This window comes from Ralstonia sp. 110700041-2 (assembly GCF_056280165.1).
In genome coordinates, this window is record NZ_JBSFAI010000001.1 from 208579 (window position 1) to 229468 (window position 20890).

A 20890-nucleotide genomic window follows, 5' to 3' on the forward strand; every position below is an offset into this window, starting at 1 on the left:
TCTGAGCGCAGCGAGTTTGCCTCCCCTCCCTCCCGTGACACAAATCCAAGGGGAAGTCGCCATCTCGGGCGCGCCTTTCATTGCCTACCTTTCTTTGGCAAGACAAAGAAAGTAGGTCGTCCCCTGCAGGGGACGAAACCCAACACAAACCAGCACTAACAAGCCGCGCCCGAAGACAAACACGAGCGCAGCGCCCAACAATTTACTCGGCCGACCGCTTCACAAGCCGATAAAGAAACTCCCGCCCGTCATACAACCGTGCAATCTCGATACGCTCATCCAGACCATGCGTGCGCAGGTCAGCCGGCTCGGTAAACAACCCCGACACGCCATACATCGGAATGCCCGCATTGCGCATGAACCGGCTGTCGGTCGCGCCCGTGCTCATCGCCGGAATCACCGGCACATTCCACATCTGCTGCGTCAGCGCTTCCACCGTCTTCATCAAGTCGCCGTTGAGCGGCGACGCGGGACTCGCCAGCGGCTTGTTGACGTAACGCACGCTGATCTTCTCGTTGCTGATCACCTGCTTCAGCTGACGATCGATATCCGCCAGATCATCGTGCGGCAGGATGCGGCAATTGACGGTCGCCTTGGCCGATTGCGGCAGCGCGTTCTCGGCGTGGCCGGCGTTGACCATGGTCGCCACGCACGTCGTGCGCAACTGTGCGTTGTAGAACGGAATGGCCGAGAGCCGATCGATCGCGGCCTGGTCCGGCTTGCCGGTGCCCACCGAACGCATATCGTCCGCCAGTTGCCCCGTGGCCAGAGGCGCGCTGCGGGCAAAGTAAGTCTGCGTGACGTCGACCAGCTTGACGGGAAACTGATACGCCCCCAGCCGATCCAGCGCGGCTGACAACGCATAGATCGGGTTTGTCTTCGTGGGCACCGCGCTGTGGCCGCCCACGTCACGCACTTCCAGCTCGTACGTCGAGTACATCTTCTCGGCCACCTGAATGCGGTGGAGCACCGGCTTGCCGTTGCGCAACTCGCCACCGCCGCCTTCGTTGATGCCGAACTCGGCCTTCACCAGCTCGGGCTTGTTGCTGACGATCTTTAACTCCATTCCGAGGGTTTCCCCGAAGAACAAAGCCTCGTGCCACTCTTGGCTCACGCCTGCATGCGCACCATCAACGCGTTATCGAGCAAGACACCGCGCACCGTCACTGCCTGGCGTGCGATCACTTCAAACCCATTGCAGGCAAAGAAGGGCTCGGCGCTCAAGCTCACGTGCGCTTGCACACGCGGCATGTCGCGCTGCGCTGCCAACCCGAAGATGTGGCTCATGAGTTGTTGCCCGATGCCTTGTCGCGCATGGTCGCCGGATACGAAGAAGTGATCGATCTATCCATTCGCCTGCAAATCGGCATAAGCGACGGGCTGCGCGTCGAGTTCCGCCACGAACGGCTGGATGCGGCGGATGCGCTCATGCCACTGGGCGACGTCGTAGTCGGTAGGTGCCCAGGCTTCGCATTGCTCGGGGGCGTACCGGCGAGCGGCGATGCCGTGCACAGCGCAATGGAAGACGGCGTGCAAGAGCGGCTCGTCGCCAGGTCTGAAGGCGCGGATGACAACGGGCGAGTGCTGAAGCGGTGCGTTCATGATCATTGCCCCGCATGCGGCAGATCCATCGACGCCAGCACATCCTTGATGTGCTGCGCTGCCTGCTGGGCATTCTGTGCGGCGGGCACGGGCGGCTGTTGATCGGTCGACAAGTTGCGCACGTGGTCATCAATGCTGATACCGGTACCCAGCGGCGCCAGCATCGCCGCCGATTCGTGCATTGCCCATTGGAAGTCGTTGAGCGGTGCGTTGCGTGCCGCCTGCAAACCGGCCGGGTTCGCTGCCATGGTACGGGCGACGACGGGCTCGCGGTTGTCGTCGGGCACGCTCAGCTCCAACACGTGGCCAAGGTCGGGCGCGCTGGCATCGCGCGCGGTAAGCGGCGTCTGGATGTTGTAGCGCACGCGCAGCGTCTTGATGATGGCGGTGTGATCGTACGGCTGCGCCACGGTCGAGCGGAAGATCGTGCCCTTGGCAATCCACGGCGACACCACTACCGCCGGCACGCGCACGCCCAGCCGGTCGAACGCGAAGAGTTGCCCCGGTTGCGGCGGGCTGGGCGGCACCACGGCAGGCGGCGGCACGTGGTCGAAGCAGCCACCGTGCTCGTCAAAGGTGATGACGAGCAGGGTCTGATGCCACTGCGGCGAACTGCGCAGCGCGTTGTACACCTGCGCGACCAGCGCATCGCCGTAGCCGACATCGTGCGGCGGATGCATATCGTTGGGCCAGTCGAGATCCGCAAAGTAACGTGGCTCGATAAAGCTGTACGAGGGCAGCTTTCCGCTGGACGCATCGTCGAGAAAATCGTCGAACAGGTGAAAGTGATCCAGGTGCAGCCATAGCCGCGTCAGCGTGAGCGACTGCGCGAAGTCGTGGTAATAGACAGCCCAATCGTCGGGCACCACGCCGTCAAGCGCATTGAACAGCGTCGGCATCAAGTACGGAAAGTGCACCGGCGAGTTGTTCGGATAACCGTGCGCGGTGCCGGTGTGCACAAAGAACCGGTTGGGCCACGTCTGGCACGGCGCCGAGGCAAACCACGCATCGCACACGGCGTAGTTGCGCGCCAGCGTGCTCAGTGCTGGCACTTGGTCCGCCGTGAAGAAATGCATGATGTCGCGCGGGTCGCCACCGTTCTTGGCGTAGTTGGTGGTGAAACCCTGCATGGTGGGCGTCTGCCCCAGCGGCATCTGCTGGCCGAAGAGCTGCTGGTTGATGTCGGTGAAGAGTTCGCCCGGGTCGGGGTTGGGCAGCGTCATCACGTTGGGCGGTGCGGGCGTCGTCCACACGCGGATGGCCTGGCCGCCGCCATCCGGGTTGGTCTCTTCGCCCGACAGCCCGTCGAACTCCGCGCTCTTTGAATACAGCGTGCCGAACAGGTTGTCGAACGACCGGTTCTCCAACATCAGCACGACCACGTGCTCGATTGCATTCAAGCCTGCCATGGTGGCCCCCTCGTTTCGTTGCGTTGTTCTGCGGGGCACTATAGGAAGAAACGAGGGGATTGGCGTTGCGCGCGTCTACTGACGTACCGCCGGCAGCACTCGCCATGCAATCAGCGCGCTGCCGGCCGCCACCAGCCACACCACCGGCCACGACGACCACGCCAACACCTGCGGCAGGCACAGCGACGTCAGCCCGAGTGCCGCAAACGCGCCCGTGTTGCCGAGCCCCAGCGCCGTGCCGGCGCGCTGCGCACCGGCCAGCGTGGCCAATTCGGTATAGCCCACGCCATGCCACGCTGATACGCAGATGCCGCCCGCCACCACGGCCGCCACCAGCGCAACGCGCATGACCGACAGATCGATCGACAGCGCCGACGTCATCCACGCCACGCCGGCCAGCCCAACGAACAGCGCAACGCTCAACCGCGCACACGCGAGCAGATAGGCGCGGCGATTGCCGTGGCGGTCGGTCCAGCGCCCGCTCCATACGCGCATGACGGCCGCCCCGCCCTGCACCGCTGCCATGGTCAGGCTGAGTGTGAGCACATTGGCGTGTGCGAAGTCGCGCAGGAACACCGTGGCAAAAGCAACCACCGCGCCTTGCGGCACGCACAGCAGCCCAATGGCCAGGGCCATGCGCAACAGCGTTGGATCGCGCAGCGGGCCAGTGCCCCCGGGCGGGGCTGCTTGCGCAACCGCATTCACCGTGTCCGGCGCGTCATGCACCCACAGCCACGTCAGTACCGCAGTCAACGCACATGCCGCCGCCAGCACGCCATAGACGGCGGCAAACCCGGCGTGCGCGGCGATAGTCGGCAGCACGAGCGCGCCAATGCCGCCGCCCAGCGGTACGGCGGTCTGGCGGATGCTCATGGCCAGCCCGCGCTCGCCTTCGCGAAACCAGCCCATGACGGCGCGGCCGCTCGATCCGTTCACGCTGCCGCCCAGCAGGCCGACGCTGAGCATGCCGCCCACCAGCCACGCAAGCGGCGGCACGTTGCCATGCAGCGGCACCACGCAACATGCCATCACGAACAGTGCCATCGCGGTCAGCCCAAGCCCCGTCAGCAGCACCGTGCGATCGCCCCAGCGGTCGGTCAGCAAACCCCAGGGCAACTCGCTGATGGCGATGCCGAGCCCCAGCGCGCCCAACGCCACGCCCAGCTCCGCATTGCCTAGGTGATACGCCGAGCGGATGAACACGGCAGTCGTCGGGATGCCCGAAAACGCGGCCGAAAAACTTGCATTGGCCGCCACACCCACGCCCAGCACCTTCCAGCGGTGATGGCGCGACATGGGCGTCGACGTGGCCGGCAAGCCCATCGCGGTTGTCATGATCGTCTCTCCAGAAATGCGTTTGACAGCAGCAGTCTGGCGGAGCAACATCAGGCCTAAATGACTTTAATCCCTCATTTCAAGACATCATGCGCAGAATTGGCTTTTTGGTGTTTCCGGGCTGCAGCCTGCTCGATTTCACCGGCCCGCTGACAGCCTTTGACGTGGCGAACCGGCTCGCGGCCCAGCCGGAGTACCGGATCGACGTGCTGTCCGAAGGCGGCGCGCAGGTGCAGAGCGCGCCCGGCCTCGTCATGCAGACGCAGGGCCTGGACGATCCGGCCTTCGATACGTTGGTCATCTCGGGCGGCAACGGCCCGCGCGAAGATGCGTTCTCGCCGCGGCTGATCGCCTTCGTGCGGGAAGCGGCAGACCACTCGCGGCGCATGACGAGCGTGTGTTCCGGCGCGTTTGCGCTGGCGGCGGCAGGCCTGCTCGATGGCCGCCGCGCCACCACACATTGGCGCATGGCAGCGCTGCTGCAGCGGCGCTATCCGCGCGTGCAGGTGCAGAGCGACCACATCTTCACCCACGACGGGCCGGTGTGGACGTCGGCCGGCATCTCGTCGGGCATCGACCTGGCGCTGGCGCTCATCGAAGAAGACCTGGGCGTCGACTTGTCACGCGCCGTGGCCCGCGAGCTGGTGGTCTATCACCGGCGCCCCGGCGGGCAGTCGCAATTCTCCACCTTGCTGGAGCTGGACCCGGCATCGAGCCGCATCGCGCGCGCGCTGGGCTATGCGCGCGAGCACCTTCACGAAGCCCTGGACGTCGACCGGCTGGCCGAAGTTGCCCATCTGAGCCGCCGCCAGTTCGACCGCGCCTTTGTGGCCGAAACCGGCCAGACGCCCGCCAAGGCCATCGAAAAGCTCCGTGCCGAAATCGCGCGGCCGCGCGTGGAAGCGGGTGACGAATCGCTGGAACAAGTCGCGCGCGCCGTGGGCTTTGCCGACCCCGAACGCATGCGGCGGGCGTTCATCCGCGTGTTCGGCCAGCCGCCGCAATCGGTGCGGCGCTCGGGGCGGTCAGGACGACCGGGGCACACACGCCTGGTGGCCTAGCGCGCCGCGCCATGCATCCGCTACCCTGGCGCGCCTGAAATCCGTAGCCTCGCATTCGCACCGATGTCCGACAATCCAGTCTTGCCCCTGCTCTACAGCTATCGCCGATGCCCCTACGCCATGCGTGCGCGCCTGGCTATGCTGCAAGCCAATCGACGCTTCCAGACGTTCGAGATCGTCATGCGCGACAAGCCTGCCGAACTGCTGGCGCTGTCTCCCAAAGGCACCGTTCCCGTCTTGCGTTTGACCGATGGCAGCGTGCTGGAAGAAAGCCTCGACATCATGCGCTGGGCCTTCGAAGCACGCGACCCGGAAGGCTGGTGGAGCCGCGCGCAATCCGACGACAACCTCGCCCTGCTGCGCACCAACGACGGCGAATTCAAACGCCAGCTCGATCGCTACAAGTACCCCGATCGCTATCCGCAAGAGGCAACGCCGCGCGAGACGGCGCGTGCCCGGGCAACAGAAACGCTGCTGATGCCGCTGGAATCGCGCTTGCTAGATCAACGCTATCTTGGCGGCCCAACGCCGTGCGCGACGGATCTGGCGATCTTTCCGTTCGTGCGGCAGTTTGCGGCGGTGGAGCCGGACTGGTTTGCCCGCCAGCCGCTGCCCGCAGTACAGGCCTGGCTGGCCGGGTGGCTCACCAGCCACCTGTTCGAGGTCTGCATGACGAAGCAACCCGTGCAGGCCATTGCCGTGTTTCCCGAGTATCAGCATCTGGATTGATCCAGTGACCGACTGACCGACTGATCCACCGATGGAGGCGTGTAAGCAATGGACGAACCACAGACAGCATCCCCCGACAGCACCGCAGCACGCGTCGCGTTGTGGCGCGCCTTGCACATGCACAGCGATGCACCGCCGCACGTGCTGGAAGACGCAGTAGGCTTGAAGCTGCTCGCCCCGGAGCCCGGCTGGCAACGACGCGGCGACATGGACCCGCAGTTCACGCGTCCGTTTCGCGCGTCCATTGTGGCGCGCGCACGTTTTATCGAAGACCTCGTCATCGAACAAGCGGGCCGTGGCTTGAGCCAGTACGTGATTCTCGGGGCGGGGCTGGACAGCTTTGCGCAACGCCGACCCGATGTGGCATCGCGCATGACGGTGTTTGAAGTCGATCAGCCCGGCCCGCAGGCCTGGAAGCGCCAGCGTCTGCAAGCGCTGGGCTTCGGCATTCCGCGTTGGCTGCGCTTCGTGCCGGTGGATTTCGAGGCGCGCGAATCCTGGCAGGATGCGCTGGGCGCAGCCGGGTTTGATACGCGCAGGCCGGCCATCGTGGTCTCCACGGGTGTGAGCATGTATCTGTCGAAGGAAGCCAATGCGGCGACGCTGCGGCAGGTGGCGTCGATGGCGCCGGGATCGATGCTGGCGATGACATTCCTGCTGCCGCTGGAGATGGCGGACCCGGACGTCCGCCCCGGCCTTGAGATGGCGGAGAAAGGTGCACGCGCGAGCGGCACACCATTCATCAGCTTCTTCACGCCGCCAGAGATGCTCGCGCTGGCCCGCGAAAACGGCTTTCGCGATGCCCAGCACATTTCGGCTGACACATTGACGGAACGCTATTTCTCCGGCCGGACCGATGGCCTGCGCCCGCCGCGCAACGCAGAAGAATTGCTGCTGGCGACGGTTTAGCCGCGCACGCGCCTACCGCTCGCGCAGCGGCCCGGGCAGCGCTTTCAGGCCGATCCACAGCACCCCGATGACTACGTTGACTGGCACGCTCAACGCGCTGGGCACATAGAACAGCACCGACAGCCCCGGCGTGTTGAGCCCCAGCTCCAGTACGCCGCCCAGCGTGTAGCAGAGCAATCCGCACCACAGCCAGCGTCGCATATAGGCCAGCAGCCAGTGCGCGTGCGCCTGGTTGAAACGCCAAGCGGCCGACCGTTCGAACAGGTTGCCGCGGCTGGCATCCTTGAACAGCCAGCCGAAGAAGAAGTAGCGGTACAGCAGCGTGCGAAAGGCGAGCTCTTGCATGATGGCTCCCTCGGCCAAACGAGCTTCAGGCAAGCAAGTTTGGCTCCAAAATCGCGCGGGCGCCATGCCCTGCAGCGCCGGGTTGAGCATGGCGCACCCGGCTGCATTGCCTCGCCTCTCAGCTTGCCAGCTTCTTGAACGTCTCAAGCACCGCGTCGCCCTTGAACGGCTTGACGATCCAGCCCTTCACGCCGGCGGCCTTGCCACGGTCTTTCATGGCAGGGCTGCTTTCGGTGGTGAGCATGATGACGTTGACCGTCTTGTTGCCCAGCTCGCCGCGCACCTTCTCAACCATGGTCAAACCGTCCATGTTGGGCATGTTCACGTCACTGATGACGAGCTTGACGCCGGGGTTGGCCTTGATCTTGGCCAGGCCGTCCTTGCCGTCCACGGCGGTATCCACCGCCAGACCGTGCTTCTTCAGAAAGCCGGCCACCTCATCACGGACGGTGCTCGAATCGTCGACAACCAGAATCTTGCTCATGACGCTTTCCTCGTTCTCAAACTTCCAAATCAAAACAATTCCAGCTCGCCACCGGATTCCACTTCGTCGCTCACATCGGCCACGAAATCCAGGGGAGCATGGGCACACACGCACACGGTGGCGTCCACGCGCACCGTGTCGTTGATGGTGACCGCGTAGGTGGCCACGTAGCCTGGCTTGAGCACATCCAGATACGGCAGGCAGCGCGCGCTCACCACATAGGGCGTGGACATGCCAAGGTCGGGAAACACCTGCAGCAGTTCCTGGTTCAGTGCGCCGCAGCACAGGTTGCCGATTTCCAGACGCGCTTCTTCAAAAGAACGCCCGGCGCCTTCGCCCGTGAAGTACGTGCGCGTGGCGTCGGATTCATCAAATCGCAGCACCAACAGAAGACGGAAGGCGATGGACGAGATGGTGAGGATCAGCGCCTCTTCGCCGTTGATGGAGTCGCCTTCGGCTGCGGTGCCGATCTGGCACATGTCTTCGGCCTGCCGCACAAGCCGCGTACGCGCGGCCTTGCGGAAGATGCGATCGAAACTCTCTTGTGCGTTGCTGCGGATCACGTCAGACCTGCCTAGTGAAGCTGGTGTTGAAACTGGCTGGCCAGCGCCTCGACGCTCGACAGCGATGCAGTGATCATCTTGCCGCCGGCCTGGATGTCCTGAAACGTGGCGGTGGTGGTCAGATCATTCAGGTGCAAGCTGTTGCGATAGCTCTTTGACAATTCTTCCGAACGCGCAGCCAGCGAACGCACCTCACTGGCCACCACCGCAAAACCGCGGCCCGCCGTCCCCGCACGCGCCGCCTCGATGGACGCGTTGAGCGAGACGATCACCACATGCCGGACGATGGACTGCAGTTCCTCGTTCTTCGCGTGCATGTCGTGGTTCTGCTCCATGAGCGAGATCATCTGCTCGTGCCAGCGCTCAAACGTCAGCGCCAGGCCGCGCAGGCGCACCGCTTCTTCGGCAATCTGCCCCGCGCGGCTCGCCCAGTGCTCCTTGGCAGCCGTGGCCGACTGCAGCTCGGTACGCAGTTGCTCGATGACCTCCAGCTGATCGGCAGCGGCATCGCGCATCTGGCCGACCGTGGTTTCCAGTGCAGCAACTTCCTGCATGCCCGTTTCGACCAGCGCGGCGTGCTTCGAAAGATCCGCTGACAGATCAGCAATGCGGCGATCGGCATCGCCCAAGGTGCGCACGAGCGCATTCACCTTCCGCTGCCGGATCACCCACATCAGCACACCGGCAACCAAGCCGCCAGCGATGACGGCCATAACAATCGTCCCCATCACGATGCTTCCTTATCAAGATCCACGCGTACTGCCGGTGCCACGCCGAGCGTCGCGTTCACGCTGTCAACGGCAAAGCGTTCGGGCAGGCACACCACCGTCTGGAACTGGCGGAACGCTGCGCCCTTGTGCTCGTCGGTGAAGCGCAGCTCAATGCGGCCATGCTCGCGCTTGAGGAACTCCAGCACGGCATCCATGCCAACGCCGCGCCCTGACACTTCCGTCACCTTGTCGGCAGTCGAGAAACCCGGGCGGAAGATGCACTGCGCGATGTCTTCGTCGGTGGCGTGCTGGTCTGCGCCGAGCCAGCCGCGCTCCACGGCGATACTGCGGATGCGCTCGAGCGCCAGGCCGCGGCCGTCATCGCACAGGGTGATCTGCAGCATGCCCTGGTCAACACCAACTTCGATGTCGACCTTGCCTGCGGCCGGCTTGCCGTGGGCGATACGCTCTTCGGCCGGTTCGATGCCGTGGTCGATGGAGTTGCGAAGCAGGTGCATGAACACGTTCTGCAGGATGCCGCGCGCCTCGGCGCGTACACGGTAGCCGTTGTCGTCGATGCGCACAGCCACCGGCTCCTTGCCCAGCTCCTGCGCCAGCGACGGTAGCGATTGCAGCGCGCCGGACAACAGCGTGTCCACCGTCTCGCTGCCCAGCAGGCGCAGCAGTTGATGGACGGAATCGCGCATCGCCAGGAGTTCGTTCAGGCTACCCGGGTTGGCCGATTCCACCAGGCGCAGACTTTCCTGAATGCGTGCCATCACATCGGGCGCGGCATGCGTGGCATTGCCCTGCGCCGCGTCCCCCTTGCGGCCCAGCTTCACCTCGTTGATGCGGGCGTAGTTCTCGATGGCCTCGCGCACGCGCGACAGCTCTTGCATCAGCCAGTCCTGATCCCAAGCGTGCTCGCTGTCGGGTTCGCGCAGCGCGTGGTAGGTCTGCTCGGTCTCGTGCACCACGTTGGTCAGGTGCTGCAGGTTGTATGTGCGCGCGTTGCCCTTGATGGTGTGCATGTTGCGGAACAGTGCCGCAATGGCTGCGCTGTCCGCCTGCGAATACTGGCGGATGATCCGTTCGTTCTCGTGCACGAAGGTCGTAGAGCTGTCGATGAAGTGCTGGAACTTCTCCTGGCTCACCGCCAGTATCTCGCCAATCATCTCGAGGTTGCGGCGCTGCTCGCTGGCCTCGGCGGCCAGCTTGCGCAGTTCGGTCACATCGCGCACGCACAGCATCAGGCGCAGGATCGTGTCGCTCTCATCGGTGATCGCCGACCACGACAGGTCGAGCGTCTTCACGCGCCCATCCGGCATGCGCTTTTCCACCTCGCTCGCCAGCAGATGCTGGTTGAACGCGAAGTTGATGATGTCCTGCCCGAGGCAGGCATCGACCGCCGCTTCCACCTGCGACAGCGTATCGGCGCCCAGGCTGGTATCGGCAAAGATCAGCTCCATCAACTTGCGGCCCGCGATCTCCTGCGTCTCAAAGATCGATTCGAGGTAGACCGAGTATTCCTCGTGCACCACACCGCCATCCACCACGGTCAGGATGCCCTGCTGCATGTTCTGCAGCATCGCCTGGATGTCGGCCGTCTTCTGCTTGAGCAGCGCGGCGTTCTCCTGGATCTTCTCGATCATCTGGTTGAACGCGACGACCGAGTGGCCGATCTCGTCCATGCGTCCCACCGGCACACGGCGCGTGAAATCCTGGCTGCTGGCGATCTCGCTCATTTCGGCCTGCATGCGCGTGAGCGGTCGGGTGATCTGGCGATACAGCAGCATGCCGATGGCGGTGAGCAGCACAATGGCCACGCCGCTCACCACGCCAATGGTGGTGGCCGTGCTCGCAAGCTTGCCGTTCAGGCCGGCAATGGCTTCATCCTTCTCGCGGTTCTTCTCGATGCGCAGCGTCTCGACAATCTTTTCCAGCACGTCGCGGTAGCTGGCCACGTTGGCAAACAGGAAGGCCTGTGCCAACTCGTCCTTGCCCGCGAGCTTCATGTCGGTGGTCTGCTGGATGGCGTCGACGTAGCTGTCGACGGCCTCTTTGGCCTGGGCAACCAGACCTTCCTGCGCGTGGCTGTTGGCGCGTTTGGCCTGTACATCCAATGCCGCACGCAGGGCGGCTTCTTTCGCCTTCAGGTCGTCCTTGGCCTGCGCGACGATGTTGGCGTCCGGTGCATACACCAACACCATCGTCGCCAACTGCACGTCCTTGACGAGCGATACCAGGTCGGCCGACGCCAGCGCGCTCGGCACCACACCTTCGGTCACCTGGCGGACCTCTGCAGCGCTGCTGCGGGTCTGGTAGACCGCGTATCCGCCGATGGCCGCCAGCGCGACAAACATCAACACCACCAGCAATGTAATGCGATGACGAATGGTCATTTGAAATTCTCTCGATTCAACCGCTCCCCCTGAAAGAAGGGGGCGGTCCAATATGCTTTCCTAAACATCGGAGACGTAATTATTGAAGTCGGAAGATGACCACTCGATGACTGCCACATCAACCATCCGGGCATTTCGGCATTGCGTTTCCGATGATGATGGGGTTGCGGCGCGTATCCGCTCGCCACTTCGTTACCAGCGAAATCGTTTGGCACCCCTACTCAAGTGGGGAATTGTGCGAAAGCGCTAAAGTTATTTTCCCAGTCGCCGTTAATTAATTGCCTTTTTATTTTTCTTTTTTATTTCGCGAATGATTCTTTCGCGTTGATTCCAAAAATAGAAAAAAGGTATTTCTCAGTTTCCCGGCATGCAGCCTGATGGGGCGTCTCGCCCACTGTTGCGAATTGGCTACCGGCCCATGTTCCTGCCAGAATGTTCTGCTTGGCCCCTCCACCGAGGCAGACACATGAAGAAAAGCACGCAGGACACCGCCACACCCGCATCCGAGCTGATCGACGCACGCATTGCAGAGCTGGACGACTGGCGCGGCGAGATGCTCGCCCGCCTGCGCGCCGTCATCCGCGCGGCCGACCCCGACGTGGTGGAAGAATGGAAATGGAGCGTGCCCGTGTGGTCGCACGATGGCCTGATCTGCACCGGCGAGGCCTATAAGCAGACGGTCAAGATGACGTTCGCCAAGGGCGCCTCCGTGCCTGACCCGTCTGGCCTCTTCAATTCCAGCCTGGACGGCAACACGCGCCGCGCCATCGACTTACGCGAGGGCGACAAGGTGAACGAAAAAGCGTTGAAAGCGCTCATCCAGGCGGCCATTGCCGTGAACCAGGCCGGCGCCAAGCGTTGAAGAACGTGCAAGCTCGCGCGGGTCGGGCCGGAGCCGTTAACATACGGCCCGCCTGATCAACCAACGGAGCAACCGCAGTGATTCAACCGACCAGCGTATTCAAGGACAACCTCGCCCAACTGCCCGCCATTGACGGCATCGAGCGCATCGATCTGGTCGACGGCCAGGGCGCCGTGGTCGCCGACATCGAAAACAAGCCGGGCAAACAAGGTTCGGTGGCGGTGTACCACTACCTGCAGCAGGCGTTCGGCCAGCTTGATGCCAAGGCCGCCGAGCACGGCCTCGCCGTGTTTGCCGAGCACACCATCGACGCGCGCAACCGCCCCGGCGCCCACCCGAATGTGGACCGCCTGCTGTCCATCGCGGCCGGTGAACCCGCACTGCGCATCAACGTCGTGAAGGCCTGACGACGCATCGCTGATGCCCGCTACAAGTAGCGAGTGAACCACCCGTTTTCTCGCTGCACTGCACACAGCCGCATCAACAAAGTGGAGCGCCGCCGACGCTGATTGCCAGCCATGGGCACGCGGCGTAGCATGAGGCAGCCCTTCTTCGGGAGCCGCCTCATGTCTGCCCAGCACGAAGACAAGGTCCGCCAGCACATGGCGGATGCCGTGGCCCTGGCGCGCGAACGTGCGCCCGATATTGCCGACCTGTTCGAGCCGTTCCTGCGGCACTACTACGGTCTGGCAGACCCCGAAGACGTGATCTCGCGCAGCGTGGCCGACCTCTACGGCGCAGCGATGGCGCACTGGCAGCTGGGTCAGAAATTCGTGTCGGGGCAACCGCGCGTACGCGTCTACAACCCGAGCCTCGAACAGCACGGCTGGTACTGCAGCCACACGGTCGTTGAAATCGTCAACGACGACATGCCGTTCCTGTTCGACTCCGTGACAATGGAGATCAACCGGCAGGGGCTGGCGCTGCATTCCGCCTTCCACCCGGTCTACCGCGTACAGCGCGATGGCGCAGGCATGCGCGTGGCGGTCGAGGCCGGCGGCGGCGTACAGCGCCCGGCGGCACTCGCGGGCGACATGCCCGACACGCCCGCCGATGCGGACAAAGAAGCTCACGGCGTTGCTCGCTTCGAGTCGGCCATCCACATCGAGGTCGACCGGTTCTCCGAGGCGGACCGCCTGCAGGCTTTGCACGACGGCCTGATGCGTGTGCTGGGCGACGTGCGCGCCGCGGTGGAAGACTGGAATCCCATGCAGGCTGCCGCCCAGACCGCCATCGACGCGCTGGCCGCACGTGCCGCACAGCCCTCGACCGGCGACGTGGAACGCGCCGAGATTGCCGAAACACAGGCCTTCCTCAGTTGGATGCTCGAGCGGCACTTCACCTTCCTTGGCTACCGTGACTACGAACTGATTACGCAAGACGATGGCCATTACCTGCGCGGCATACCCGGCACAGGCCTGGGCGTGCTGCGTGAAGCGCTGCGCGACACCTCCACGCCGGACACGACGCGCCTGGCACCGGGGGCCGCAAAATTCATCGACGCGCCCGAGCCCATCTTCCTCACCAAGGCCAATTCGCGGGCGACCGTGCACCGGCCCGGGTATCTCGACTACATCGGCATCAAGCTGTTCGACGCGCAGGGGCGTGTCTGTGGGCAGCGGCGTTTCCTGGGCATGTACACGTCGAACGTCTACATGGTCCCGGCCGAGGACATTCCGCTGGTGCGCCGCAAGGTGGCCGACGTCATCCGACGCACGGGCTTCCTTCCCGACGGACATCTGGCCAAGACACTGGTCACGATCCTGGAGCAATACCCCCGCGACGAACTGTTTCAGATAGACGCCGAAGCGCTGCACGACATCGCACTGGGCATCCTGCGGTTGCAGGAGCGCCAGCGCACGCGCCTTTTCGTGCGGCGCGATCCGTTTGACCGCTTCGTGTCGTGCCTCGTGTTTGTGCCGCGCGAGAAGTTCAACACCGACCTGCGCGTGCGCATCCAGGGCCTGCTGCAGGCGGCGTATCGCGGCACCGCCGTGGAGTTCACGCCGCAGCTGTCGGAGTCGATGCTGGCGCGCATCCATATCACCGTGCGCACCCAGCCGGGCAACGTGCCCGAGGTGGACGTGGCCGAGTTGGAAGACCGCATCGTGCAGGCCGCCCGGCGCTGGCAGGACGACCTGGCCGACGCGCTGCTCGAACGCGGCGGTGAAGAGCGGGGCAACCGCCTGTTGCGCCGCTATGCCAGCGCGTTTCCCGCCGGTTTCCGCGAGGACTATGCCGCACGCCTGGCCGTGCGCGACATCGAACTGATGGAGCCGCTGCTCGCCGCCAATGCGGCGGATAACCTGCTGACCATGCAGCTCTACCGGCCGCTCGAAGCGCCGCCCGGTGCACTGCGTTTCAAGATCTACCGCGCCGGCCAGCCGACTTCGCTGTCGCACAGCCTGCCGATGCTTGAACACCTGGGCGTGCGCGTCAACGAAGAGCGGCCCTACTGCATCGAACCCGCCGACGCCGCCCCCATCTGGATGCACGACTTCGGCATGGAGACCATCGACGGCAGCGAAGTCGATCTGGACGAAGCCCGTGCACGCTTTGAAGACGCATTCGCGCGCATCTGGAGCGGCGAGCTGGAGAACGACGATCTCAACCGCCTCGTGCTGCAGGCTGGTCTGACCTGGCGCGAGGTGCGCATCCTGCGCGCGTATGCGCGCTACATCCGCCAGATCGGTTCGACCTTCAGCAACGCGTATATGGAAAGCGCGCTGAACGGCAATCCTTCGATTGCGCGGGCGCTGGTGCGGCTGTTCCTGGTGCGCTTCGACCCCACGCTTGCCGAGGCCGAGCGCTCGCGTGCGAGCGAAACGCTGCGCAAGCAGATCGACGAGGCGCTCGAAGACGTACCCAACCTGGATGAAGACCGCATCCTGCGGCAGTTCCTGGGCGTGCTGGAAGCCACGCTGCGCACGAACTACTTCCAGAGCCCGCCGGACACGGCACACGGCCAGGGACAGGGGCAGCCCAAGCCGTATCTCTCGTTCAAATTCGACCCGGCGCGCGTGCCCGGCCTGCCCGAGCCCAAGCCGATGTTCGAAATCTGGGTGTATTCACCGCGCGTGGAAGGCGTGCACCTGCGCGGCGGCAAGGTCGCGCGCGGCGGCTTGCGCTGGTCTGACCGGCGCGAGGATTTCCGCACCGAGGTGCTGGGCCTGGTCAAGGCCCAGATGGTCAAGAACACGGTGATTGTGCCGGTGGGTTCCAAGGGCGGCTTTGTCGTCAAGCAACCGCCGCCGGCCGCCGACCGCGATGCGTATCTGGCCGAGGGCGTGGCGTGCTACCAGACCTTCCTGCGCGGGCTGCTCGACCTGACCGACAACTACGTCGACGGCCGCGTCGTGCCGCCGCGCGATGTCGTGCGCTATGACGAAGACGACCCCTACCTGGTCGTTGCCGCCGACAAGGGCACGGCCACCTTCTCCGACTACGCCAACGCCATCTCGGCCGAATACGGCTTCTGGCTGGGCGATGCGTTCGCCTCCGGCGGCTCGGTGGGCTACGACCACAAGAAAATGGCCATCACCGCGCGTGGCGCATGGGAATCGGTCAAGCGCCACTTCAGCGAGATGGGCGTCGATACGCAGACGCAGGACTTCACCGTCGTGGGCGTGGGCGACATGTCGGGCGATGTGTTCGGCAACGGCATGCTGCTCTCGCGCCATATCCGCCTGCTCGCGGCGTTCGACCATCGCCACATCTTTCTCGACCCGTCGCCCGATGCCGCCACGAGCTTTGCAGAGCGCGAGCGCCTGTTCAACCTGCCGCGTTCAAGCTGGGCCGATTACGAGCGGGCGCTGATCAGCCCCGGCGGCGGCATCTTCCCGCGCACGGTCAAGTCGATTGCGCTCACCCCAGAAGTGCGCGCCATGCTGGACGTAACGGCGACCGAGATGGCACCGAACGACCTGCTGCACGCCATCCTCAAGGCGCCCGCCGATCTGCTCTACAACGGCGGCATCGGCACGTACATCAAGGCCAGCACCGAAACGCATGCCCAGGTGGGCGACCGCGCCAACGATGGCCTGCGTGTGAACGGCGCCGAGCTGCGCTGCAAGGTCGTGGCCGAGGGCGGCAACCTGGGCTGCACGCAACTCGGCCGCATCGAGTACGCGCAGCATGGCGGGCGCATCAACACCGATGCCATCGACAACTCGGCCGGGGTGGACTGCTCCGATCACGAAGTCAACATCAAGATCCTGCTGGGCCTGGTCGTGGCCGACGGCGAGATGACGCTCAAGCAACGCAACACGCTGCTGGCCGAGATGACCGACGAGGTGGGCGAACTGGTGCTGCGCGACAACTACTTCCAGACGCAAGCGCTGTCACTGGCGCGTACGCGCACGGCGCTGTGGCTCGACCCGGAAGCACGGCTGATGCGGCATCTGGAACGCAGCGGTCGCCTGAACCGTGCGATCGAATTCCTGCCCGCCGATGAAGAGATCGACGCCCGCCGGGCCAGCGGCGGTGGTTTGACCACGCCCGAACGCGCGGTGCTGATGGCCTACAGCAAGATGTGGCTGTACGACGTGCTGCTAGGCAGCGATCTGCCCGATCAACCGTTCGTGGCCGATGGTTTGCCGGCGTACTTTCCACGGCCCCTGCACACGCGCTGCGCCACGTCGATCCCCCGGCACACGCTGCGGCGCGAGATCCTGGCGACGATGCATGCGAACGCGCTCGTCAACCGAGCCGGCGTGACGTTCGTGCACCGGATGGCCGAAGAAACCGGCGCGGAACCGCTTGCAGTGGTGTGGGCAAGCCTTGTTGCGCGCGCTGTCTACCGGCTCGACGGGCTCTGGGAAGAAGTCGATGCCCTCGATGCGCAGGTGCCGCACGAGACGCAAACCGCCCTGTTCACCTCACTCGCGCAACTGCACGAGCGCGCCACCCTGTGGTTCCTGCGGCGGCGCGTGTCGGACGTGCCGACCGCGGTGGAACGGTTCCGGGCTGCGGTGGATGCGCTCGCTCCCGAAATCAGCGCGCTGCAAACGGAGGAATCCGCGCAGGCCGCCGCGCAACAGCAGCAGGTGTTCAGCGAAGCCGGTGTGCCGGAAACGCTGGCGCGTGTGGCGACCGGTGTGCCGGCGCGCGTGTCGTTGCTCGACATTGCCGAAGTTGCAACCACCCGCGGCTGCGATGCACGGCTCGCCGCCCGCGTGTACTTTGCCCTCGACCAGCCGCTGGGTTACGGATGGCTGCAAGGCGGCATCCTCGGCCTGCCGACGCAAACGCATTGGCAGATGCTGGCGCGTGCAACGCTGCTCGAAGAACTGGGGCAACTGCGACGGCGGCTTACGCAGTCGGTGTTGCAAGATGCGGCGCCCGGCGCAAGCGCCGACGCCCTCATCGAGACCTGGCGGGCAACACGGCAGGAAGCGCTGGCGCGCTATAACCGCGTCATCGCCGACCAGGTGGCTACCGGCTCGCCTGACCTGGCGATGCTGTCGGTGGGGCTCCGGGCACTGGCCGAGGTCGATGCCTGATGCAGTCCGCTATCGGGCGCGTGCCAGTGCCGCATTGACGCGCACCGGCGGCGTGTCGTGCGAAAACGGCGGCTGCACAACGAAGGCATCCACCACGCCGGGCTCGAAGAACAGGCAGTACGTCGAGCCGCCGTACTGGAAGAAGCCAAGCTCCTCGCCCTTGCGTACATGCTGGCCCGGCGTCACGTCGACCATGCACGACGACACCTCGGCCATGCCGATGAACACGCAACCCACGGTGCCCATGTCCGGGTCGTCGCAGGCGATGGTGATGATGGCGCGGGCGGCCATGGCCGCGCTGTAGCCTTGCGAATCGTTCAGCCCTTCCGGGTCGGCGCCCTCGGATTCCACGCACGAGTAGTACGTGCCGTCCACATGATAGGTATCAACGATGGTACCGGCGACGGGCGCGTGCCAGCGGTGGTAGTTGTAGGCGCTCAGGAACGCCTGATACACGCTGCCGCCGGCGTAGCGTTCCGCCAACTGCGCCTTGTCCGGCCCGAAGATGTCGCGCAATGAGTACGGTTGCGCCTTGATCCAGAACGCATCTTCATAGCGTGTGTCGTGGCTGATGTTGTAGGGCGCTGCCTCGCAGGCGCTGACGATCAGCTTGTTGTCGTCCTCGCCCGCGACCGGCCGCACGCCGGCACGAAAGCGGCGCGTGAAGAAGTCGTTCCACGAGGTGAAGCCCCAATACGGCAGCGACGGATCACACAGAAACTGCTCCATGCCGATACGCCGTGTCGCTTCGGGGCTGAACCAGCCGTCCGGCTCGTGCGTGTTCAGGTACGCACGCGAATGCGGGCCGCCGAGGAAAGCGCTCCAGCCATTGAGCACCGCCTTGAGCGCATCGTTGAAGCGTCGATCACGGAACAGCGCATAACCGGAAGGCATGCACATCGGCCAGTCGAGCAACGCGTTGAGCGGACAGATCACCAGGGCTTTTTGGCTGAAGCGCGGCGCGCACGTGACGATGTGGTCGATGGCAAGCAGCAATTCTGAGCTGTCCTTGTAGCCAAGTTCGTATCCGAGGTCCGTCGCTTCGTCGATGGCCCGAGCAAGGTGCATGCGCAATGCGGGCTCGCCATCGATCAGGCTGGCGAGTACGCGCACGGCAGCCACCGAGGGTGTCTTTGACGGACGTGACAGTGCTTGTGCGACAAGCTCGGTGCGAAACGCCGCCAGCTGCGCCTCGCCTTCGGGCAACCAGTGGCCGAGCCGGCGGCGCCGGTCCAACAGAACATTCGATACTGCTTTCAAAGAAGAGGCCTCCTTAAACCCGCCGCTGCCCCGCAAGCAGAGGCCGAGCGCGCCGTTGCCGCAGGCAACGCACCAGCTCTTCCGCATACGGCAACAACTCAAGCACCACGAAAACCGACACGACGGCCGCCACGTAGCCCCACGGCAGGGGCGGATCTTTCCAGCGCAGCGAAAAATCGGGCGATACAGACCCCATACCGAACAAGCCGAGCACCTCATCCCAATGCAACAGCACGACAACGGACAGGGCCATGAGCGGGATCATCTCCAGAAAGCTGTGCACGTGCTGCTCGAACGGCTTCACGGTGCGATGCGCCACGGCATAGCTGACGTCCCACATTGCAGTGGCCTGATGCACGACATAGGCAACGGTCATTGCCACCAGCACCAGGGCATTGATCCGCAGGAACAAGGCCGCCAGCACAGGCACGCCCATCTCGGCGAGCATCAGCAGGTGCAGCATCGATTCCTTGGCGCCGGAGGTTCTTTCAATGCGCGTGGCCCGGTGGCAGCACCAGTCGGCCACCCCGGCCGCCACCCATAACGGGATCAGGAAGTACATCAGGTACGACTCAAATGGCTCGCGCATGGGCCGGCTCCACGGAGATTGCGATACACATGTGCAGGCCGAGACCCCACGCAACCCGCGTTCCAGCAGCGGCGGTGGCATTGACGTTGCTGAGAATTCCTCCCGCAGGATTCCCGCCGATGAAAGCGCCGCCGCCCACCTCCCCGAGTCCGATGAGACCGACCCGCACCAGCCGGCGTCGCTTGGCGATGCACGCGCACGCCTGCAAGACCACTTCAACAGGCCGGTGCGACATGAAGGGCGTACGGTGTTGGCAACTTGGCATCCTTCCTACGCACTTCGCGCCCCGGACCCGGCCGCGCGCGCCTATCTCGACATCGTGACTGCCCTCAAAGATGCGCGGCGGCTGGCCGCCGGCAAGTAGCCGCACGGGCCCGCGAGTTGCGTCGGTGGCACCGACACTGACACTTCACGAGAGGACGATGATGCATCGCACCACCTATCCGGCACGTGCATTGTGCGCGGCGGCCGCAATGTTCATGTCACTGGGCGGCGGCGCGGTATTCGCACAAGCAACGGGCGGCCAATCCGGCAGCAGCGACAACGCACGCGCAGCCCGCGCAGACAGCACCACCGCGACTGGCACCACGAGCCGTACCGACAGTCTCACGGGGCGTGATGCCACACGCAACCACACCCGCAACGACCGCGCCAATCCTTCCGGCGAATACGTACCGCGCACGGGTTCCACTTCGCATCAAGACAGGAATGGCAACGTGGTCAAGGACAGATCAACCGGCGGCAGCCCACAGGGGCGGGAGCGGCCGCCGGCCAGCCCGGCGAACACGCCTGCAACGCAGCCTTGAAGCGACACGTACCGCGCCACGCAGGAGCACTTCATGAACAATGAAAATCCCATCCCTGGCACGCCGCCCGCGCCCGCCGCACCCGGCGACGAAGCGGCGCCCGGAGCGCCCGGCAGCGGCGAAGCGATCTGCCCGGAGTGCAACGGGACGGGCCAACGCGACGACGGCAGCCCGTGCCCGTCTTGCGAGGGCAGCGGCAAGATCATTCAGGGGATTGGCGGAGGGTGAGCACCAACCTCCTCGGCGTGTGCGCGCGATGCGCGACAGACTCGGGATACTGCGTTACTTGATGAAGCTGAGCTGCTTGTTGATGCGTTCAAGCA

Annotated in this window: 20 protein-coding genes and 1 pseudogene; 9 read left to right on the forward strand and 12 right to left on the reverse strand. The window is 64.7% G+C overall.

Annotation, left to right across the window (positions count from 1 at the left end):
* Window positions 1-202: 202 nt before the first annotated feature.
* The 5 genes and pseudogenes from ACUXH0_RS01005 to ACUXH0_RS01025 form a co-directional block, all read right to left on the reverse strand.
* A pseudogene (locus ACUXH0_RS01005) lies at window positions 203-1054 on the reverse strand (M20/M25/M40 family metallo-hydrolase); the annotation flags it as partial.
* A 56-nt stretch (window positions 1055-1110) separates the two neighbouring features.
* Window positions 1111-1287 (reverse strand): GNAT family protein, encoded by a 177-nt coding sequence (locus tag ACUXH0_RS01010; RefSeq protein WP_310735948.1) that lies wholly within the window; start codon window positions 1285-1287, stop codon window positions 1111-1113.
* Between the two features lie 57 nt (window positions 1288-1344).
* Window positions 1345-1602 carry a GNAT family protein gene (locus tag ACUXH0_RS01015; protein ID WP_156506995.1) on the reverse strand — a complete coding sequence of 86 codons (258 nt, stop codon included), beginning with the start codon at window positions 1600-1602 and terminating at the stop codon, window positions 1345-1347.
* 2 nt (window positions 1603-1604) lie between these two features.
* Window positions 1605-3011 (reverse strand): alkaline phosphatase family protein, encoded by a 1407-nt coding sequence (locus ACUXH0_RS01020; protein ID WP_024542141.1) that lies wholly within the window; start codon window positions 3009-3011, stop codon window positions 1605-1607.
* 75 nt (window positions 3012-3086) lie between these two features.
* Complete coding sequence (locus tag ACUXH0_RS01025; RefSeq protein WP_065851846.1) at window positions 3087-4346, reverse strand: MFS transporter; 1260 nt, start codon at window positions 4344-4346, stop codon at window positions 3087-3089.
* Window positions 4347-4435: 89 nt separating this feature from the next.
* Between ACUXH0_RS01025 and ACUXH0_RS01030 the strand changes: the two genes are divergently transcribed.
* From ACUXH0_RS01030 to ACUXH0_RS01040, 3 genes are all read left to right on the forward strand, one after another.
* Window positions 4436-5407, forward strand: a complete 972-nt coding sequence (locus ACUXH0_RS01030; protein ID WP_024542143.1) for a GlxA family transcriptional regulator — start codon at window positions 4436-4438, stop codon at window positions 5405-5407.
* A gap of 63 nt (window positions 5408-5470) precedes the next feature.
* Entirely contained in the window at window positions 5471-6136 is a 666-nt protein-coding gene (locus tag ACUXH0_RS01035; RefSeq protein WP_027693107.1) for a glutathione S-transferase, read from the forward strand.
* A 48-nt stretch (window positions 6137-6184) separates the two neighbouring features.
* Window positions 6185-7045, forward strand: a complete 861-nt coding sequence (locus tag ACUXH0_RS01040) for a class I SAM-dependent methyltransferase (protein WP_004631348.1) — start codon at window positions 6185-6187, stop codon at window positions 7043-7045.
* 12 nt (window positions 7046-7057) lie between these two features.
* Here ACUXH0_RS01040 and ACUXH0_RS01045 read toward each other — a convergent pair whose 3' ends face one another.
* The 5 genes from ACUXH0_RS01045 to ACUXH0_RS01065 form a co-directional block, all read right to left on the reverse strand.
* A complete protein-coding gene (locus tag ACUXH0_RS01045) occupies window positions 7058-7390 on the reverse strand; it encodes a hypothetical protein (protein WP_004631347.1) in 333 nt (110 codons plus the stop codon).
* Between the two features lie 118 nt (window positions 7391-7508).
* Window positions 7509-7874, reverse strand: a complete 366-nt coding sequence (locus ACUXH0_RS01050) for a response regulator (RefSeq protein ID WP_004631346.1) — start codon at window positions 7872-7874, stop codon at window positions 7509-7511.
* A gap of 29 nt (window positions 7875-7903) precedes the next feature.
* Window positions 7904-8437 carry a hypothetical protein gene (locus ACUXH0_RS01055; RefSeq protein WP_024542145.1) on the reverse strand — a complete coding sequence of 178 codons (534 nt, stop codon included), beginning with the start codon at window positions 8435-8437 and terminating at the stop codon, window positions 7904-7906.
* A gap of 11 nt (window positions 8438-8448) precedes the next feature.
* Complete coding sequence (locus ACUXH0_RS01060) at window positions 8449-9165, reverse strand: methyl-accepting chemotaxis protein (protein WP_004631344.1); 717 nt, start codon at window positions 9163-9165, stop codon at window positions 8449-8451.
* A complete protein-coding gene (locus tag ACUXH0_RS01065; protein ID WP_182593598.1) occupies window positions 9165-11549 on the reverse strand; it encodes a HAMP domain-containing protein in 2385 nt (794 codons plus the stop codon). The genes ACUXH0_RS01060 and ACUXH0_RS01065 overlap by 1 nt, the downstream gene beginning before the upstream one ends.
* A gap of 466 nt (window positions 11550-12015) precedes the next feature.
* Between ACUXH0_RS01065 and ACUXH0_RS01070 the strand changes: the two genes are divergently transcribed.
* The 3 genes from ACUXH0_RS01070 (at window position 12016) to ACUXH0_RS01080 (ending at window position 17912) form a co-directional block, all read left to right on the forward strand.
* Entirely contained in the window at window positions 12016-12411 is a 396-nt protein-coding gene (locus ACUXH0_RS01070) for a DUF1801 domain-containing protein (RefSeq protein WP_182593597.1), read from the forward strand.
* Window positions 12412-12488: 77 nt separating this feature from the next.
* Window positions 12489-12818 (forward strand): DUF2322 family protein, encoded by a 330-nt coding sequence (locus ACUXH0_RS01075; RefSeq protein ID WP_182593596.1) that lies wholly within the window; start codon window positions 12489-12491, stop codon window positions 12816-12818.
* 159 nt (window positions 12819-12977) lie between these two features.
* Entirely contained in the window at window positions 12978-17912 is a 4935-nt protein-coding gene (locus tag ACUXH0_RS01080; RefSeq protein ID WP_024542150.1) for an NAD-glutamate dehydrogenase, read from the forward strand.
* A gap of 9 nt (window positions 17913-17921) precedes the next feature.
* Here ACUXH0_RS01080 and ACUXH0_RS01085 read toward each other — a convergent pair whose 3' ends face one another.
* Window positions 17922-19259: a phosphatidylserine decarboxylase family protein gene (locus ACUXH0_RS01085; RefSeq protein WP_080693858.1), complete on the reverse strand. Its 1338-nt coding sequence runs from the start codon at window positions 19257-19259 to the stop codon at window positions 17922-17924.
* Entirely contained in the window at window positions 19186-19761 is a 576-nt protein-coding gene (locus ACUXH0_RS01090) for a hypothetical protein (RefSeq protein WP_024542152.1), read from the reverse strand. Before ACUXH0_RS01090 ends, ACUXH0_RS01085 begins: the two co-directional genes overlap by 74 nt.
* Here ACUXH0_RS01090 and ACUXH0_RS01095 point away from each other — a divergent pair.
* The 3 genes from ACUXH0_RS01095 to ACUXH0_RS01105 are packed head-to-tail and all read left to right on the forward strand — an operon-like array spanning window position 19760 to window position 20795.
* Window positions 19760-20125, forward strand: coding sequence for a hypothetical protein (locus ACUXH0_RS01095; RefSeq protein WP_182593595.1), 366 nt, complete (start codon window positions 19760-19762; stop codon window positions 20123-20125). The genes ACUXH0_RS01090 and ACUXH0_RS01095 overlap by 2 nt on opposite strands.
* Before the next feature lie 58 nt (window positions 20126-20183).
* Entirely contained in the window at window positions 20184-20567 is a 384-nt protein-coding gene (locus ACUXH0_RS01100; RefSeq protein WP_024542154.1) for a hypothetical protein, read from the forward strand.
* Between the two features lie 33 nt (window positions 20568-20600).
* Window positions 20601-20795, forward strand: coding sequence for a hypothetical protein (locus tag ACUXH0_RS01105; protein WP_024542155.1), 195 nt, complete (start codon window positions 20601-20603; stop codon window positions 20793-20795).
* Window positions 20796-20890: the final 95 nt, after the last annotated feature.

What these genes read in the sequence shown, in the direction of transcription:
- ACUXH0_RS01070 (WP_182593597.1), top strand. Translation starts at nt 12,016, where the DNA reads ATGAAGAAAAGCACGCAGGACACCGCCACACCCGCATCCGAGCTGATC.
- ACUXH0_RS01095 (WP_182593595.1), top strand. Translation starts at nt 19,760, where the DNA reads ATGGGCCGGCTCCACGGAGATTGCGATACACATGTGCAGGCCGAGACC.
- ACUXH0_RS01085 (WP_080693858.1), bottom strand. Translation starts at nt 19,259, where the DNA reads ATGCGGAAGAGCTGGTGCGTTGCCTGCGGCAACGGCGCGCTCGGCCTC.
- ACUXH0_RS01035 (WP_027693107.1), top strand. Translation starts at nt 5,471, where the DNA reads ATGTCCGACAATCCAGTCTTGCCCCTGCTCTACAGCTATCGCCGATGC.
- ACUXH0_RS01050 (WP_004631346.1), bottom strand. Translation starts at nt 7,874, where the DNA reads ATGAGCAAGATTCTGGTTGTCGACGATTCGAGCACCGTCCGTGATGAG.
- ACUXH0_RS01020 (WP_024542141.1), bottom strand. Translation starts at nt 3,011, where the DNA reads ATGGCAGGCTTGAATGCAATCGAGCACGTGGTCGTGCTGATGTTGGAG.
- ACUXH0_RS01100 (WP_024542154.1), top strand. Translation starts at nt 20,184, where the DNA reads ATGATGCATCGCACCACCTATCCGGCACGTGCATTGTGCGCGGCGGCC.
- ACUXH0_RS01105 (WP_024542155.1), top strand. Translation starts at nt 20,601, where the DNA reads ATGAACAATGAAAATCCCATCCCTGGCACGCCGCCCGCGCCCGCCGCA.
- ACUXH0_RS01015 (WP_156506995.1), bottom strand. Translation starts at nt 1,602, where the DNA reads ATGAACGCACCGCTTCAGCACTCGCCCGTTGTCATCCGCGCCTTCAGA.
- ACUXH0_RS01045 (WP_004631347.1), bottom strand. Translation starts at nt 7,390, where the DNA reads ATGCAAGAGCTCGCCTTTCGCACGCTGCTGTACCGCTACTTCTTCTTC.
- ACUXH0_RS01025 (WP_065851846.1), bottom strand. Translation starts at nt 4,346, where the DNA reads ATGACAACCGCGATGGGCTTGCCGGCCACGTCGACGCCCATGTCGCGC.
- ACUXH0_RS01030 (WP_024542143.1), top strand. Translation starts at nt 4,436, where the DNA reads ATGCGCAGAATTGGCTTTTTGGTGTTTCCGGGCTGCAGCCTGCTCGAT.
- ACUXH0_RS01080 (WP_024542150.1), top strand. Translation starts at nt 12,978, where the DNA reads ATGTCTGCCCAGCACGAAGACAAGGTCCGCCAGCACATGGCGGATGCC.
- ACUXH0_RS01060 (WP_004631344.1), bottom strand. Translation starts at nt 9,165, where the DNA reads ATGGGGACGATTGTTATGGCCGTCATCGCTGGCGGCTTGGTTGCCGGT.
- ACUXH0_RS01065 (WP_182593598.1), bottom strand. Translation starts at nt 11,549, where the DNA reads ATGACCATTCGTCATCGCATTACATTGCTGGTGGTGTTGATGTTTGTC.
- ACUXH0_RS01090 (WP_024542152.1), bottom strand. Translation starts at nt 19,761, where the DNA reads ATGCGCGAGCCATTTGAGTCGTACCTGATGTACTTCCTGATCCCGTTA.
- ACUXH0_RS01010 (WP_310735948.1), bottom strand. Translation starts at nt 1,287, where the DNA reads ATGAGCCACATCTTCGGGTTGGCAGCGCAGCGCGACATGCCGCGTGTG.
- ACUXH0_RS01040 (WP_004631348.1), top strand. Translation starts at nt 6,185, where the DNA reads ATGGACGAACCACAGACAGCATCCCCCGACAGCACCGCAGCACGCGTC.